The sequence below is a fragment of the Pseudomonas sp. D2002 genome (assembly GCF_013385735.1).
Classification (GTDB): domain Bacteria; phylum Pseudomonadota; class Gammaproteobacteria; order Pseudomonadales; family Pseudomonadaceae; genus Aquipseudomonas.
The window spans coordinates 564662-580743 of sequence record NZ_JACAPL010000003.1; the positions used below are offsets into that span (position 1 = coordinate 564662).

15 protein-coding genes are annotated in these 16082 nt (G+C 61.8%); 4 read left to right on the forward strand and 11 right to left on the reverse strand.

Translation table 11 applies throughout. The features are described 5' to 3' along the window. Positions 1 to 11: 11 nt before the first annotated feature. Together HX783_RS05900 and HX783_RS05905 are read left to right on the forward strand one after the other, a co-directional pair. Positions 12 to 413: a YbaY family lipoprotein gene (locus HX783_RS05900; protein WP_177016276.1), complete on the forward strand. Its 402-nt coding sequence runs from the start codon at positions 12 to 14 to the stop codon at positions 411 to 413. A gap of 39 nt (positions 414 to 452) precedes the next feature. Beyond that, entirely contained in the window at positions 453 to 1142 is a 690-nt protein-coding gene (locus HX783_RS05905) for a DUF4197 domain-containing protein (protein ID WP_159954641.1), read from the forward strand. A 469-nt stretch (positions 1143 to 1611) separates the two neighbouring features. On the opposite strand, the gene HX783_RS05910 is transcribed toward HX783_RS05905, so the two are convergent. Genes HX783_RS05910 through HX783_RS05920 form a run of 3 tightly spaced genes read right to left on the reverse strand, consistent with a single transcriptional unit; the run spans position 1612 to position 6383 of the window. Further along, a complete protein-coding gene (locus HX783_RS05910; protein ID WP_177016277.1) occupies positions 1612 to 2205 on the reverse strand; it encodes a LysE family translocator in 594 nt (197 codons plus the stop codon). Between the two features lie 2 nt (positions 2206 to 2207). Then, positions 2208 to 5273: an efflux RND transporter permease subunit gene (locus HX783_RS05915; RefSeq protein ID WP_177016278.1), complete on the reverse strand. Its 3066-nt coding sequence runs from the start codon at positions 5271 to 5273 to the stop codon at positions 2208 to 2210. Positions 5274 to 5279: 6 nt separating this feature from the next. Then, positions 5280 to 6383: an efflux RND transporter periplasmic adaptor subunit gene (locus HX783_RS05920; protein WP_177016279.1), complete on the reverse strand. Its 1104-nt coding sequence runs from the start codon at positions 6381 to 6383 to the stop codon at positions 5280 to 5282. Between the two features lie 93 nt (positions 6384 to 6476). Here HX783_RS05920 and HX783_RS05925 point away from each other — a divergent pair, with 93 nt between their 5' ends. Then, complete coding sequence (locus tag HX783_RS05925) at positions 6477 to 7112, forward strand: TetR/AcrR family transcriptional regulator (RefSeq protein ID WP_159954637.1); 636 nt, start codon at positions 6477 to 6479, stop codon at positions 7110 to 7112. A 114-nt stretch (positions 7113 to 7226) separates the two neighbouring features. Here the strand turns inward: HX783_RS05925 and HX783_RS05930 are convergent, their stop codons facing one another. Further along, positions 7227 to 8009, reverse strand: coding sequence for a class I SAM-dependent methyltransferase (locus tag HX783_RS05930; protein ID WP_159954636.1), 783 nt, complete (start codon positions 8007 to 8009; stop codon positions 7227 to 7229). 96 nt (positions 8010 to 8105) lie between these two features. On the opposite strand from HX783_RS05930, the gene HX783_RS05935 reads away from it, so the two are divergent. Beyond that, complete coding sequence (locus HX783_RS05935; RefSeq protein ID WP_177016280.1) at positions 8106 to 8726, forward strand: energy transducer TonB; 621 nt, start codon at positions 8106 to 8108, stop codon at positions 8724 to 8726. Between the two features lie 3 nt (positions 8727 to 8729). Here HX783_RS05935 and HX783_RS05940 read toward each other — a convergent pair whose 3' ends face one another. From HX783_RS05940 to ppc, 7 genes are all read right to left on the reverse strand, one after another. Next, positions 8730 to 9428, reverse strand: coding sequence for an extensin family protein (locus tag HX783_RS05940; protein ID WP_159954634.1), 699 nt, complete (start codon positions 9426 to 9428; stop codon positions 8730 to 8732). A gap of 3 nt (positions 9429 to 9431) precedes the next feature. After that, entirely contained in the window at positions 9432 to 10259 is an 828-nt protein-coding gene (locus tag HX783_RS05945) for an oxaloacetate decarboxylase (protein WP_177016281.1), read from the reverse strand. 27 nt (positions 10260 to 10286) lie between these two features. Further along, positions 10287 to 11147, reverse strand: a complete 861-nt coding sequence (locus HX783_RS05950; RefSeq protein WP_159954632.1) for a DUF72 domain-containing protein — start codon at positions 11145 to 11147, stop codon at positions 10287 to 10289. Beyond that, positions 11147 to 11452: a hypothetical protein gene (locus HX783_RS05955; protein ID WP_159954631.1), complete on the reverse strand. Its 306-nt coding sequence runs from the start codon at positions 11450 to 11452 to the stop codon at positions 11147 to 11149. Before HX783_RS05955 ends, HX783_RS05950 begins: the two co-directional genes overlap by 1 nt. A gap of 160 nt (positions 11453 to 11612) precedes the next feature. After that, positions 11613 to 12299 carry a tRNA (adenosine(37)-N6)-threonylcarbamoyltransferase complex dimerization subunit type 1 TsaB gene (tsaB, locus tag HX783_RS05960; protein WP_177016282.1) on the reverse strand — a complete coding sequence of 229 codons (687 nt, stop codon included), beginning with the start codon at positions 12297 to 12299 and terminating at the stop codon, positions 11613 to 11615. Positions 12300 to 12389: 90 nt separating this feature from the next. Further along, complete coding sequence (gene adk, locus HX783_RS05965) at positions 12390 to 13037, reverse strand: adenylate kinase (protein ID WP_159954629.1); 648 nt, start codon at positions 13035 to 13037, stop codon at positions 12390 to 12392. A gap of 279 nt (positions 13038 to 13316) precedes the next feature. Next, a complete protein-coding gene (ppc, locus tag HX783_RS05970; RefSeq protein ID WP_177016283.1) occupies positions 13317 to 15962 on the reverse strand; it encodes a phosphoenolpyruvate carboxylase in 2646 nt (881 codons plus the stop codon). Between the last annotated feature and the right edge of the window lie 120 nt (positions 15963 to 16082).

Sequence of the window (16082 nt, forward strand, 5' to 3'; positions counted from 1 at the left end):
GGAGCTGTACCATGAAAAAGATCATCCTCCTGGGCCTGACCGCCCTGCTCGGAGCCTGCCAATCCATGCACCCCGCGCCCAAGGCCAGCCTCGACGGCGAAGTGTTCTACCTGCAACGCATCGCCCTGCCGCCCGCCGCCACCTTGAGCGTCAGCCTGCAAGACGTGTCCTTGATGGACGCACCGGCCGTGACCCTCGCCGAACAGAAAGGCCCGGTCAAAGCCCAGGTGCCGCTGCCGTTTCACCTGAGCTACGACCCGGCACAGGTCAAGCCCGGCCACACTTACTCGGTGAGCGCTCGCATCGAGCTGGACGGCAAGCTACTGTTCATCACGACTGAACGGCACGCGGTACAGCTCAATGGCCAAGACCCACAACCGCTGCGCCTGCGGGTGGATGCGGTCGCGCACTGATATTTTCCAGAACATAAGCCCTATCAAAAGGAAGCGCCCATGCTCCGTAACTCTCTTCGCCTCACTGCCCTGTGCGCCGGCCTGCTGCTCGGCGCCAACGCCATGGCCCTGTCACTCGGCAGCCTGTCCCAAGGTGACGCCAGCGGTGGCCTCAAGGACGCACTGACCCAAGGCGCACAAATCGCCGTGAAACAGCTGGGGGTTCCCGGTGGTTTCAGCAATAACCCTGAAGTAAAAATCGGCCTGCCCGGCAAGCTGGGCAAAGTCGCCGACAAACTGAAAATGTTTGGCATGGGTGATCAGGTCACGCAACTGGAAACCAGCATGAACAAGGCGGCTGAAACCGCCGTGACCCAGGCTCAACCGATCCTGGTCAATGCCGTGAAGAACATGAGCGTGACCGACGCCAAGGGCATCCTCACCGGCGGCCAGGACTCGGCCACTCAGTACCTGAACAAAACCAGCCGTGAAGAGATCCGTGCCAAGTTCCTGCCGATCGTCAAGGCCGCCACCGACAAGGTCGGCGTTGCCCAGCAGTACAATGCCCTGGCCGGCAAGGCGGCAGCGTTTGGCGCGGTTGATGCCAAAAGTGCCAACGTCGAAAGCTACGTGACCGAACAAGCGCTGGACGGCCTGTTCAAGATGATCGCGCAGCAGGAAGAAACCATTCGCAAGAACCCGGCGGCCGCAGCCACCAGCCTGGCCAAGAAAGTGTTTGGCGCGCTGTAACCATTCACACCCGATGCGCCAACCTCCGTTGTCACGGACGTTGGCGCACCGGCCCTACGCTAATACCTTATCGGTGCAACGAAGTCAGCGAGTGCATCGGCCTGTCAGGCAGCGGGTACTCACACACCGGGTAGGGATGGGAGTTGCCGTGACCTGGCCTTTCGGGCAGGGAGTGGCCCGCGCCAGTCGTGGATGAATAAGCATGGTGAGGGCGCTTACGCCTGTGTGGTGAGGTGGTTTCAGGCCCCCGAACAGCCACGTTATTGCCCAACAAGGCCCCAAGAAACGCACCTTTGAACGCAGCGATAGCATTAAGAAACGACATATGACACTCCATAAACTCATTGGAAAAGCCCGGCCGCCAACTGGCAAAGCCGAAACCTGTGCCTGTCCATCAGGCAAATCTGAGTGGAGTAAAAAAAGCCGATCGTTCCAGCCACATTGATGCCTGTTTGCATCAGCATGTGAATCACCCCATCACCGAGTCCGCCAACCGCCCGATCATGAGCGTGGCAAAACAGCAAATGGCCACGGAGGTTGCCCGATTGATCTTCAACGGTGTGAGCCACGTCTGCTGAACCCCTTCGAAACGGCTGCCCAGTACGATCCACGCAGCGCCTACCGGTATTACCACCAACGCCAGCGTAGCCATGAACCCGGCATAGCCTTGCAACGAATCAAACGTGCTGACCGGCGCAATAAACGAAACGATCAGCAGGCCTTTGGGGTTCATCACCGTGAGCCAGAAGAAATACAGGCTGGAGAAAGGGTCGCCGGCCGCAATGGCATCGGCGCTTTTGCGCTGCCAAAGCTTGAAAGAGACATACAAAAGGTAACAGGCCGCACCCAGCTGTATGGCTTTCAAAGCCCATGACGAATACGCCGCCAGATACAGCAATGCCACGCCCCACACCGATACCTGCAACAGGTACGCCAGGCACTCGATGAATGCCAGCTTCCACGAAGCCCGCCACCCGAACAACACACCGGCACGCAACAGCAGCGTGTTGGTTGGGCCCGGGGCGAGTAGCAACAACGTTAGGGCTGAAACGGTGGCCAACATGATTACGGGACGTCCTTCCTCACTCGGAACCACGCAGCATACAGGGCCGGCAGGAACAATAGGGTCAACGCCGTCGCCACAATCAAACCGCCCATGATCGCCACAGCCATCGGCCCGAAGAACACGCTGCGTGACAGCGGAATCATCGCCAGCACCGCCGCCAGGGCTGTCAGCACAATCGGGCGGAAGCGTCGCACAGTGGCTTCGATGATTGCTTGCCACGGCGCCAGGCCGGCCTTGATGTCTTGTTCGATCTGGTCCACCAGGATCACCGAGTTACGCATGATCATCCCCGACAAGGCGATGGTCCCCAGCATGGCGACAAAGCCGAACGGTTGGCGGAACACCAGCAGGAACAAGGTCACGCCGATAAGGCCCAGCGGCGCTGTGAGAAACACCATCGCTGTGCGTGAGAAACTGCGCAGTTGCAGCATCAGCAACGTCAGCACCACCACGATAAACAGTGGCACCCCGGCCTTGACCGAGTTCTGGCCACGCGCGGAATCCTCGACGGTGCCGCCCACTTCAAGCAGGTAACCATCCGGCAGTTCGGCACGTACGCCTTCGAGGGTCGGCAGGATTTGCTGCACCAACGTTGCCGGTTGTTCCTTGCCATAGATATCGGCGCGCACGGTCACCGTCGGCAGCCGGTTGCGGTGCCAGATAATGCCCTCTTCGAAGCCATATTCGAGGGTGGCGATTTGCGACAGCGCAACGCTTTTACCGTTGTCGGTCGGCACCGCCAGGCTCGGCAGCAGCGACAATTCGGTGCGTTCATGCACGGTGCCGCGCAGCAGGATTTCGATCAATTCGTTGTCCTCGCGGTATTGGCTGACGCTGGAACCGGTGAGGGAACTTTGCAGGAATTTCGACAGGTTGGCAGTGCTTACGCCGAGGGCACGGGCGCGGTCCTGGTCGATATTGAGGTAGACGATCTTGCTCGGTTCTTCCCAGTCCAGGTGCACGTTGACCACGTGGGTATTTTCGCGAACCTTGGCCGCCACCTGGCGCGCCAGGGCGCGAACTTCTTCGATGTGTTCGCCGGTCACACGGAACTGCACCGGGTAGCCCACAGGCGGGCCGTTCTCCAGGCGCGTAACCCGCGAGCGCAACTCGGGGAACTGTTCATTCAGGGTTTCAATCAGCCAGGTGCGCAGGCTTTCACGCTCTTCGATGGTCTTCGCCAGCACCACAAATTGCGCGAAGCTGGCGGCCGGCAACTGCTGGTCCAGCGGCAAGTAAAAGCGTGGCGAACCGGTGCCGACATAAGCCACGTAGTTGTCGATACCCGCGTGCTCCTTGAGCAAGGCTTCCAGGCGCTTGACCTGCTCGGCGGTGTTGCTCAGGGAAGCGCCTTCCGCCAGTTTGAGGTCGACCATCAACTCCAACCGCCCCGAGGCCGGGAAGAACTGTTGGGGCACAAAGCGAAACAGCGCGACCGAGCCGATAAACAACAGCAGCGTCAGTACGATCACGGTTTTGCGCCGACGCACGCACCATTCGACCAAACGTCTTACACGCTGATAGAAGGGTGTGCCGTAGGGATCTGGCCCATCTGTGCCGTGTTTGGCCGCATGAATTTTCGCCAGATCCGGCAGGAGTTTTTCCCCCAGATACGGCACAAACACCACGGCAGCGACCCAGGACGCCAGCAACGCGATGGTCACCACCTGGAAGATCGAGCGGGTGTATTCGCCGGTGCTCGATTGCGCGGTGGCAATCGGCAGAAAGCCCGCCGCGGTTATCAACGTGCCGGTAAGCATCGGGAACGCGGTGCTGGTCCAGGCGAAACTCGCAGCCTTGAGGCGGTCGTAGCCCTGCTCCATTTTGATCGCCATCATTTCCACGGCGATGATCGCATCGTCCACCAGCAGGCCCAGGGCCAACACCAAGGCGCCGAGGGAGATCTTGTGCAGGCCGATGCCGAGGTAATACATGGTGGCAAAGGTCATCGCCAGCACCAGCGGAATCGCCAGGGCCACGACCATGCCGGTGCGCACACCGAGGGAGAAGAAGCTCACCAGCAAGACGATGGCCAGTGCCTCGGCGAGTACCTGGACGAATTCGCCGACGCTGGTTTTCACCGCTGCCGGTTGGTCCGACACCTTGCGCAGCTCCATGCCTGCCGGAAGGCTCTTCTGCAGCCGTGCGAATTCGCCTTCAAGCGCCTTGCCGAGCACCAGAATGTCGCCGCCGTCGCGCATGGCCACGGCCAAACCGATGGCGTCTGCGCCCATGTAGCGCATGCGCGGTGCCGGTGGGTCGTTGAAGCCCCGGTGGATGTCGGCGACGTCACCAATACGGAAAGTGCGGTCACCGACACGGATCGGGAAGTTACGGATCTCCTCCACCGTCTTGAAGTTGCCCGACACCCGCAGCTGTACACGCTCGGTCGGGGTTTCAAAGAAGCCGGCCGTAGAGACGGCGTTCTGCTCCTGCAAGGCCTGTTGCACGGCCGCCAATGGCAAGCCGAGGGTGGCGAGCTTGAGGTTGGACAGCTCGATCCAGATTTTCTCGTCCTGCAGGCCAAGCAGCTCGACCTTGCCCACATCCGGCACACGTTGCAGTTGAATCTGGATGCGGTCGGCGTAGTCCTTGAGCACCGCGTAGTCGAAGCCGTCACCCGTCAGGGCGTAGATATTGCCGAAGGTGGTGCCGAATTCATCGTTGAAAAACGGCCCCTGAATATCCGGCGGCAAGGTCTGGCGAATGTCGCTGATTTTCTTGCGCACCTGATACCACAAGTCGGGAATCTGCGCCGAGTGCATCGCGTCGCGGGCCACGAAGGTGACTTGGGATTCACCGGGACGCGAGAAGGAGACAATGCGTTCGTAGTCGCCGGTCTCCATGAGTTTTTTCTCAATACGCTCGGTGACCTGCCGTGAGACTTCCTGGGCCGTGGCCCCCGGCCAGTTGGTCTTGATGACCATGGCCTTGAAGGTAAACGGCGGGTCTTCACTTTGCCCCAGCTTGGTGTAGGACAACGTGCCGACCACCGCCAGCAGGATCATCAGGAACAGTACGATCTGGCGGTTACGCAACGCCCATTCGGAAAGATTGAAACCCATCGGGGACTACTCCTTGTTGGCCGCCAGATTCACCACGCGGTTGGAGCGATCCACCGGGCGCACTTGCTGGCCCTCATGGAGCACGTGCACACCGGCTGCAATCACCCAGTCGGTGGGCGTCAAGCCTTCCAGTACCGGCACGGTTTTTTCACCGAAGGCGCCGATGCGCACCGGGGTGCGCTTGAGCGTGTTGTCCGGCTGCACCACCCAGACGTAGGACGCGCCGTTCTCCGCACTCAGGGCCGACAGCGGCACCGACAGCGCAATCACGCCATCGGCCTGTATGAACACGCGGGCACTCTGGCCCAGTTCAGCCGGGACTTTGCCGCCGGTGAACGCGACGCGCGCAGCGAATGTACGGGATTTGGGGTCGGCGGCAGGCGACAGCTCACGAATGCGCCCGGCAAAACGCTGGTCGGGCTGGCTCCACAGTTCGACCGACACCGGTTGGCCGATCTTGAACCGGCCAAAGCCTTGCTCGGGCAGGCTGATCAGCACTTCACGCTCGCCATCGGTGGCCAGGGTGAACACGGTCTGGCCTGCGGACACCACTTGGCCAACTTCCACCGCGCGCTTGGCGACCACACCGTCCTGCGGCGCGCGCAGCACGGCGTAGCCCGCCTGGTTGCTGGACACGTCGAACTCGGCCTTGATCTGCTTCAGGCGTGCTTCACCGGAGCGGTAGAGGTTTTCGGAATTGTCGTACTGGGAACGGCTGACCATCTGACGGTCCATCAGGGTCTTGTAGCGGTCACGCTCGGCACGCACCAGGCTCAGGTTGGCCTCGGCGGCGGCGACTTGGGCGCGGGTGGCTTCCAGTTGCAGGCGCACATCCTGCGGGTCGAGTTCGGCCAGCGGCTGGTTGGCCTTGACCCGCTCGCCCTCCTCCACCAGGCGTTTGCTGACTTTGCCGCCAATGCGAAAGGCCAGGTCCGGCTCATACCGCGCCCGCACCTCGCCTGGAAAGCTGTCCATCGCCTGCGCCGACGGCTGCGGTTGCACCACCATGGCCGGGCGGATGGTGGTTTGGGCCGCTTCTTCATGGCCGCAGGCGGCCAACAGGAAGACCAGGCTGACAGGCAACGCAAGGGGCAGGAAAGTACTGCGCATGCTGAAGGACCTTTCGCAAATGGAGCTAGGAATAATTATACTGGCCGGTATGTTATTAATACCAAACTCACCAGTCCAGTATTAAAGGTGAAAATGTCCGACAATCCTGTGAACACCAATAGCCCCGGGCGTCCCAAGGACATGGCAAAACGCCAGGCAATCCTCGAAGCGGCGAAAGTATTGTTCTTGAGCAATGGCTACGCGAGCACCAGCATGGACGCCGTGGCCCTTGAAGCCGGCGTGTCGAAACTGACCGTCTACAGCCACTTCACCGACAAAGAGACGCTGTTCACCGCCGCCGTCGTGGCGAAATGCGAAGAGCAACTGCCGGTGATGTATTTCGAACTGCCAGCAGGTATGCCCGTGGACACCGTGCTGCTGAACATCGCACGGGGTTTCCATCGGCTGATCAACAGCGAAGAGTCGGTGAACCTGCATCGCCTGATGATGACCACCGGCAATCAGGACGTGAAACTCTCGCAGATCTTCTTTGAGGCCGGGCCCATGCGCATGCTCCAGGGCATGGAGCGCCTGCTCAGCAAGATCGACCAAAGCGGCGCGCTGAGCATCGACAAACCGTTTACGGCAGCCGAACACTTCTTTTGCCTGCTCAAGGGCACGGCGAATTTCTGTTTGCTGTATGGCTGCGGCGGGCAACTGAGTGAAGAAGCCGCCGAAGCGCATGTGCAGGAGGTGGTGGGGTTGTTTATGCGGGCTTATCGGCCCTGAGCCTTGTAGCGCCTGGAAGGGCCTCTTCGCGAGCAAGCCCGCTCCCACATTTGGAATGCATTCCAAGGTGGGAGCGGGCTTGCTCGCGAAGAGGCCGGGAAAACCAATGAAAATTTAAGGCTTGAGCGCTTTCTTGGGATAGATGTCATACCGGCTCGACTTGCCATCCAGCGCATGGCTCGGCTTGGGCCCTTCAATGCACGGCGCCTTGCGCGGGCGCTTGACCACCACACGGTGGCTGGCCAAGGCCAAAGCCGCGGCAAGCAACGCCGGCGCGTCCGGGTCATCGCCCACCAATGGCCGGAACAGGCGCATTTCCTTCTTCACTAACGCAGTTTTCTCACGATGAGGAAACATCGGGTCCAGGTAGATCACCTGCGGCGGCTCACCTTCCCAATTGCGCATCACGTCGATGGAGTTGCCTTTGAGCAACTGCATGCGCGCCACAATCGGTGCCACTTCAAAATCATCCGCGCCACGGGCCAGGCCGTCTTCGAGCAAGGCGCCGATCAGTGGCTGGCGCTCGATCAGGCTCATCTCGCACCCCAGGCTGGCCAGTACAAACGCGTCCTTGCCCAGCCCCGCCGTGGCGTCCAGCACCCGTGGGCGTACGCCTTGGGCAACGCCCACGGCCTTGGCGATCATCTGCCCACTGCCACCGCCGTATAAACGCCGGTGCGCTGCGCCACCTTCGACAAAGTCCACGCGCACCGGCCCCGGCGCGTCTGGCCCGAGCTGTTGCAGCTGCAGGCCATGTTCGCCGACTTGCAGGGAAAAATCCGCCTCATCCAGTTGCAAAGGCAAGCCAAGCTGCGCAGCCCAGTGCTCGGCGCGCGCCTTAAAACCTTCGGCCAAGGCCTCGACCCGAATGCGGCTGGCCGCTGGTTGTTCGCTCATCAATAGCTACGCTCAAAAATATTAAGGATCGGCAAACAACGGCCGATAAAAACAACAGTCAGGTATTTTGCCAGAGCTGAGCGTCGACCGAGAAAAATGTCAGACATTCTTCCCCTAACTATCGGTGTACTGCCGACCCACAACCACTACGGCCTGCGCAATACTCAAGCGCTGGCCGGGGTGAGTCATGTGTGGCAGGACTTCTTCGCCCGTGCGCTGGCCGAGCAGCTCGGCGACACGCCGGACGCGCTCGCCGCCAAGGCACCGGCACCGAGAGACCCGGCGGTAGAGCCCAGTGAAGGCGCCGACCTGCTGTCGCAGATCCTCACCCAGCGTGAGTGCGACGTAAAAGACACCGAAATCGCCCCGCCGGAGCCGCTGTTCCTGCCGATCGCCGAATTTGAAACCGAGCTGCTGCCACCGCCCGCCACGCCGTTCCCGGCCGATGAAATCGTCGCCCAACAACGCCAGCAAAACTTCGAAAGCGGCTGGGTCCGTCCGATTGTACTGAGCCCCGGCCAACCGCTGCCTGAGCCTGGCCCAGCGCCGGAACCACAGCCACTGCACCTGCCGATCGCCGAGTTCGAACTGGACCTGCTGCCACCGCCTGCCACGCCCTACCCAGCCGAAGAACTGGCGGCCCAGCAAAAGGCGCTCGACTTCGACTACCACTGGGCACGTCCACTGATCCTCAACAACCTGCGCCTGGCCGCCTGAGTATCAGCGACACACCCACCAACGCCCCATGTCCAGATGGAAGTGGTTGCGATGGGCGGCGTTGTAGTCCGGGCTCAACACCACGTTGAAATCATCACACGCAGCGTCGCGCACTTGCCGCAAAAACCGTGCACTTTCGCCCTCGCCGGGCCAGTCCTTGAGCACGCTGATGCTGCGCCCGTCCGCAAGGCGAAAGCCGGCGATATCCAGGGCATTGGCCGAGGCATGCTGACTCAGCCGGCCATCTGCACGGTTATACATGTTGCGACAGGCAAAACTGCCCAGGTGATCGACCCGCGTCACCGCCTGGCCAAATACCGCCCGGGCCGCGGGTTGCAGGCTGTGGCGCTCGAACAGGGCAAACGCCACAGCCAACGGGCAACTGGCGAGAAAACTGCTGCTCAAGGCCACGTCGGCGCCCTGTACGCGCAAGACGTTGCGCAATGGGCACGCGGCGTCCGCCGGGCTGTCAGCCTGATGGCTGACGCGCAAACCCGAGGTTTTCAGCACCTGATCACACAGCGCCGGATCATCCTGCAACCGGCCAAGTTTGAAACGGGTCAGCAGGTTCGGGCTGGCACGCACATCCAGCGGCGCCCACGGGTTCCACTCATCAGGCAACGGCAGCCAACCCCGCCACACGCCAACAGCGCACAGACACGCCAGCAACAGCAGTACACCGATCACTTTGAAAAACCGCACGGCTCAACCCTTGAAGAATTGGTTGGCCTGGCTGAACGGCATCTTGCGCTCGGTGAAGGTAAAGGTGCCCAACTCATACACCTCCTGCGCGGCCCGGTAGAACTCGCCATACGCTGCCAGCGCCAAGGCGGAGCCGACGCTGATGCGGCGCACGCCCATCGCGCTCAACTGCGCGACGCTGAGGTTCAAGCCACCGGACATCAACACATTCACAGGCTTTGGCGCGACGGCCTTGACCACGGCCAGTACTTCTTCGGCGCTGCGCAGCGCCGGGGCATACAACACGTCGGCGCCCGCTTCGGCGTAGGCCTGCAGGCGGCGAATGGTGTCAGGCAAATCCAGGCGACCATGCAGGAGGTTTTCCGCGCGAGCCGTCAGCGTGAAGGGAAATGGCAGGCTGCGCGCAGCGGCAACCGCTGCTTCGACGCGCTCAACCGACAAATCAAAAGGGTAGATTGGGTCGACAGCAATGCCCGTGGCGTCTTCGATGGAGCCGCCGACGATGCCGGTGGCCGCCGCACGCAGGATCGTCTGGGCGCAGCCTTCAGGCGTGTCGCTGAAGCCGTTTTCCAGGTCCGCCGCCACCGGCAGCGAAGTCGCCCGCGCGATGGTTTCGGCGTTGCCCAAGGTGTCCTCCAGCGACAACGCGCCTTCCGCATCCGGCCGCCCGAGGCTGAACGCAAACCCTGCGCTGGTGGTGGCCAAGGCCTCAAAACCGAGGCTGGCAAGCATGATGGCCGAGCCGGCATCCCACGGGTTGGGCATCACGAACGCGCGATCACGCTCGTGCAGGGCCTTGAAGGTTTCGGCGCGAAGGGTTTGGGCATCCATGTCTGACTCCTGGCGGAAAAAGGAGCCTTAGAGTAACCCCAGTTGCTCCACTGCGGGTTCGCGATGCAAGGTCGGCAGCGGCGGCAGGCCCGGCAAGCGTGCCATCAGCTTTTCATGAAATCGCAGCGCCAGTTGCGCGGCGAGGCGGTTATCCGAGGTGTGCAGGAACACGTACGGCGTACGCCCTTCCTCGATCCAACCGGCGATTTTTTCCACCCAGGGGATCAGAAACGGGTCGTTGGCTTCCAGCTCCGGATGGCCGATGAAACGCACTTGGGGAAACAGCGTCAGCGCAGCAGGGCGCGGCGGCACCTTGGGCTTTTTCGATTGGGCGTGCAGCACGGCAGCCGAGGTGGAGGTGCAACTGAACAGGGCGCGCGGGTCGAGGCAGATTCGCTCCACACCCCGGTCGCGCAGCAGGCGGTTGAGCATCCGCTCGGCATCGCCTTTGGCGAAGAACGCCTGGTGGCGCACCTCCACCGCCAGCGGGCGCTCCAGGCCATCAATAAACCCAGCCAGTTCACCGAGGCGTTGTGGCGAAAAGCTCGCCGACAATTGCAGCCACAGCGGCGAAACACGTTCGCCCAGCGGGCTCATCAAGCCGACAAAACTTTCCGCCGCCGGCAGTTGCTCGCGCAGGTCGCCAGCGTGGCTGATGTCGCCGGGGAATTTGGCGGTGAAGCGAAAATCCTCAGGCATGATTTCAGCCCAGCGCTGCACAGTGGCGGCCGAGGGTCGGGCATAAAATGTGGTGTTGCCTTCAACGGCGTTGAAGACTTGGGAATACAGCGCAAGGTAGTCGCCGGAGCGCGCATCGGCCGGGTACAGGTACTCGCGCCAGGCGTTTTCACTCCAGGACGGGCAGCCGATAAAGTAAGGCAGACGCATCAGATATGGATGTCGAGACCCAGCACTTCCATATCCCATTCGACAAAGCCGGCGGTGGTCAGGTAGCTGGCCAGGGCGGTGGCGACGCTTTTGCTCATGGAGCGGGGGAAGACCATGTCTTGCTGACGGGCAGGAAGACCGCTGATACGCGCGCCACCTGCAGCGCCTTGGGCGCTGGCATGTGACTCGGACTGAACCTCGATGAAGTCCGGCGAATCTTCGACGGAATCGTCTACCGTCACGTTCGCCTTGCGCGGCTTACGCTTGAGTGGGTAGGACTGTGAGGAAAAGCCGTCTATACGCATACATGCAGACTCGGTATCAATGATGGCAATTTAGCGGCACTTTCCGTAGTGCGCAAATGCTCTGGTGATAACTAGAACACATAATTTGTAAAAGGTTTAAAAACAGGGGCAAATTCTGACGATTGGCGGAGTTTGCCCCAAATTGCCATCATTTTTGGCGTCAAATAATCCCGCGTTCCGCCTTGGTTTGCGCGACCTTATCGCGCAAGTAAACCGGCGCCGCCTGATCCGCCGCAATCGCCTCGCCGCGTTCGAACGCGAAGCGTGCCAGGGTCAGCAAGTCTTCGGCATGCGGCAACATCGCGGCGTCCTGGCCAACAGGTTTTACGCCGATGCGCTCACCATAACCCCAACCAGTACCCGCGCCGAACCAGTCACCACTGGCATCGGCAGGCAATACCGAGGACTCCGGCGCCTGCACCGCTTCGACGCCCACCAGGCGCATTTCGCCAGCGGTTTCGCGATAGCAGCCCCAATAGACTTCGTCCATGCGCGCATCGATGGCGGCCGCCACTTGCGTAGCGCCGTGTTCACGCAGGGCGCGCTGGGCCAGCACGGCCAGGTTGGAGACCGGCAACACCGGGCGCTCCAGCGCAAACGCCAGGCCCTGCACCACGCCGATGGCAATACGCACGCCGGTGAATGCGCCCGGGCCACGGCCGAAAGCGATGGCGTCCACGGCAGAAAGCGTGGTGCCCGCGTCCTCAAGCAGTTGCTTGATCATTGGCAACAGCTTCTGCGCATGCAGGCGTGGGATCACCTCGTAGTGGCTGGTTACTTTGCCATCGTGCAGCAAGGCAACGGAGCAAGCTTCGGTCGCGGTGTCCAGGGCCAGCAGGGTGCTCATCGGTGTAGGTGTCCAAGTCGAAAAAAAGTGCGCCAGTATAAACAACAACGGCCCGCAAGCGGGCCGTTGTGCATGCAACTGATCGTTTGATCAGCTCAGCGCTTGCAGCACCTTGGCGGTGATGGCTTCTACCGAACCCACGCCAGGGATGTGGCTGTACTTCGGCTTGCCTTGGGCAGCCGACAGCTTCTGGTAGAAATCCACCAGTGGCTTGGTCTGCGAATGGTAGACCGACAGGCGATGGCGCACGGTTTCTTCGGTGTCGTCTTTACGCTGCACCAGGTCATCGCCGGTGACATCGTCCTTGCCGGCCACTTTTGGCGGGTTGTAAACGATGTGGTAAACGCGGCCCGAGGCTTCGTGAACACGACGGCCAGCGATACGCTGGACGATTTCTTCATCTTCAACCGCGATTTCAACCACAGCGTCCAGCTCGACGCCGGCCTTCACCAGGGCTTCAGCCTGGGGAATGGTGCGTGGGAAACCGTCGAACAGGAAACCGTTCTTGCAGTCTTCCTGGCTGATGCGTTCCTTGACCAGGTTGATGATCAGGTCATCGGAAACCAGGCCGCCGCTGTCCATCACGCTTTTTGCGATCAGGCCCAGCTCGGTGCCGGCCTTGACGGCAGCGCGCAGCATGTCACCGGTGGAGATTTGTGGAATGCCGAATTTTTCAGTGATGAACTTTGCCTGAGTACCTTTACCGGCCCCGGGAGCTCCCAGCAGAATGACGCGCATCGATGTGCTCCTCAATTTTTTATAGAGATGACGCTCGGATTCGCCGCGTGGGGCCAATCTCGTAAAAATATGGGTCTAGCCGATCAAACGGCCAAAGGCTGATCAAGATACACAGCGGGCTCTATCCATACAAGCCGCCGAAAGTCGCAAGAACCCGCGCCGCGCATGCGTCACAGGTCGGGTGTGCCTGAGTGCAACCCGGCGCCATAAACGCCGACCGCCCTTTTCCGGGCGGCCGTCGTGGTTTATCTGCAAGCCTTTGAGAACACGCAGAAAACCTTAGCCGGTGTTACGCAAACCGGCGGCAATACCGGCCACAGACACCAGCAGCGCCTGTTCCAGAGGGCTGTCCTGTGCTGCTTCCTGTTGACGCGAGCGCGCCAGCAACTCGGCCTGCAGCAAGTGCAGCGGGTCGAGGTAGGTATTGCGCAGCCGGATGAACTCAAGGGTGTCGGGGCTATGGGCCAGCAGTTGCGACTGGCCAGTCAGGCCAAGCACCACGCTGCACGCCTGCGACAATAGGTCGCGTAAGTGCGCACCCAATGGCAGCAGGTCAGGCTGCACCAGACGCTCGTCATACAGCCGCGCAATATCGGCATCCGCCTTGGCCAGCACCATTTCCAGCATATCGATGCGGGTGCGGAAGAACGGCCATTGCTCGCGCATCTGCCCCAGCAACTCGCCTTCGCCGCGCTCCAGCGCCTTGCTCAAGGCCGCTTCCCAGCCGAGCCAGGCGGGCAGCATCAGGCGGGTCTGGGTCCAGCCGAAGATCCACGGGATGGCCCGCAAACTTTCAATCCCCCCCGCACGCCGCTTGGCCGGGCGACTGCCCAACGGCAGACGGCCGAGTTCCTGCTCTGGGGTGGATTGGCGGAAGTACTCGACGAACTGCGGATTTTCCCGCACTACGGCGCGGTAAGCGCTGACACCGTCTGCCGCCAATTCGTCCATCAAATCACGCCAGGCCGGTTCGGGCGGCGGCGGTGGCAACAATGTGGCTTCCAGCACGGCGGCCAGGTAAAGGTTGAGGTTCTGCTCGGCGATGTCCGGCAGGCCGAACTTGAAGCGGATCATCTCGCCCTGCTCAGTGGTGCGGAAACGCCCCGCCACCGAGCCCGGTGGCTGCGACAGGATCGCCGCGTGCGCCGGGCCGCCGCCACGGCCGACGGTGCCGCCGCGACCGTGGAACAACAGCAATTCCACCTGTTGTTCGCGGCAAATATCCACCAAGCGTTCCTGCGCTCGGTATTGCGCCCAGGCGGCGGCGGTGGTGCCGGCGTCCTTGGCCGAGTCCGAGTAGCCAATCATCACTTCCTGCGGGCCTTGCAACCGCGCGCGATAGCCTGGCAATTGCAGCAGGGTTTCCATGACCGGCCCGGCGTTATCCAGGTCGGCCAGGGTTTCGAACAGCGGCACCACGCGCATCGGCCGTTGCACGCCCGACTCTTTAAGCAGCAGCTGCACCGCCAGCACGTCGGAGGCGGCGCCCGCCATCGAGATGACATACGAGCCCAGCGAGGCCGCCGGTGCCGCAGCGATTTCCTTGCAGGTGTTCAACACCTCGGCGGTGTCTGCCGAGGGTTTGAAGTAACCCGGCAACAGTGGTCGACGATTGGCCAGTTCTTTGGTCAGGAAGCTGATCCGCGCCTGTTCGTCCCAGTCCTCATAACGGCCCAGGCCCAGGTAATCAGTGATTTCGGTCATGGCCGACGAGTGCCGGCTGGAATCCTGGCGCACGTCCAGGCGCACCAGGAACAGGCCGAACGTCACCGCGCGGCGCAGACAGTCGAGCAGCGGGCCATCGGCAATCACACCCATGCCGCACTCGTGCAACGACTGGTAGCACAGCTCCAACGGGTCGAGCAGGTCGCGGTTGTTCTGCAGCACCTCCGCCGGTGCCGGGGTGGTGGTGGTCAGCGATGTGTGCGCCCATTGGCGCGTCGCGCGCAGGCGTTCGCGCAATTGCTTGAGCAAGGCGCGATAAGGCTCGACGCTGTCGCCGACCTTGGCTTGCAACGCCGGGCTGGCCTGCTGCATCGACAGTTCGGAGGCCAGGTGGTCGATGTCGCGCAGGTACAAGTCCGCCGCCATCCAGCGCGCCAGCAACAGCACTTCACGGGTGACCGGCGCGGTGACATTCGGGTTGCCGTCACGGTCGCCGCCCATCCACGAAGCAAAGCGAATCGGCGCCGCTTCCAACGGCAGGTGCAGGCCCGTGGCGGCGTGCAAGGCCTGGTCAGCCTTGCGCAAGTAATTGGGGATGGCGTGCCACAGCGAGTGTTCGATCACCGCAAAGCCCCATTTGGCTTCATCGACCGGCGTCGGGCGCACGCGACGGATTTCCTCGGTGTGCCAGGCTTCGGCGATCAGCCGTTGCAGGCGTTCGCGGATCTGCGCGCGCTCGGCGGTGGTGAGGTCGCGGTGATCCTGCAGCGCCAGTTGCGCGGCAATCGCATCGTATTTCTGGATCAGGGTGCGGCGCGCCACCTCGGTCGGGTGAGCGGTGAGCACCAGTTCAATGTCCAGGCGCGCCAACTGGCGGGCCAGGGATTCGTTGCTGTGGCCTTCGCCTTGCAAGCGGGCCAGCAGCTCGGGCAATACGCGGGACTCGAACGGCGCCGGTTGCGACTCGTCGCGCCGGTGGATCAACTGGTATTGCTCGGCAATGTTGGCCAGGTTGAGGAACTGGTTGAAGGCCCGCGCCACGGGCAACAGTTCGTTTTCCTGCAATTGGTTCAAGCTGGCGCTGAGTTCCTCGCCGGCGGCCTGCTCGGCGGCGGCACCACGGCGGTCGGCCTTCGCGCCTTTGCGGATCTGCTCGATCTTGTCGAGAAAGTCGTCGCCGTACTGCTCTCGAATGGTGTTGCCCAACAGCTCACCCAGCAGGTGAACATCCTCACGCAAGCGTGCATCGATATCACTCATCAACCAATCTCCAGCCAGAAATCCGGGACGCGCAGGTGTTCCAGAGTGCCGCCCGCGTCGGTTTCTGACAAGACACTTTAAACCTTGTGACTTGCAGCTAGTCTCAACAGTGAGTCGTCG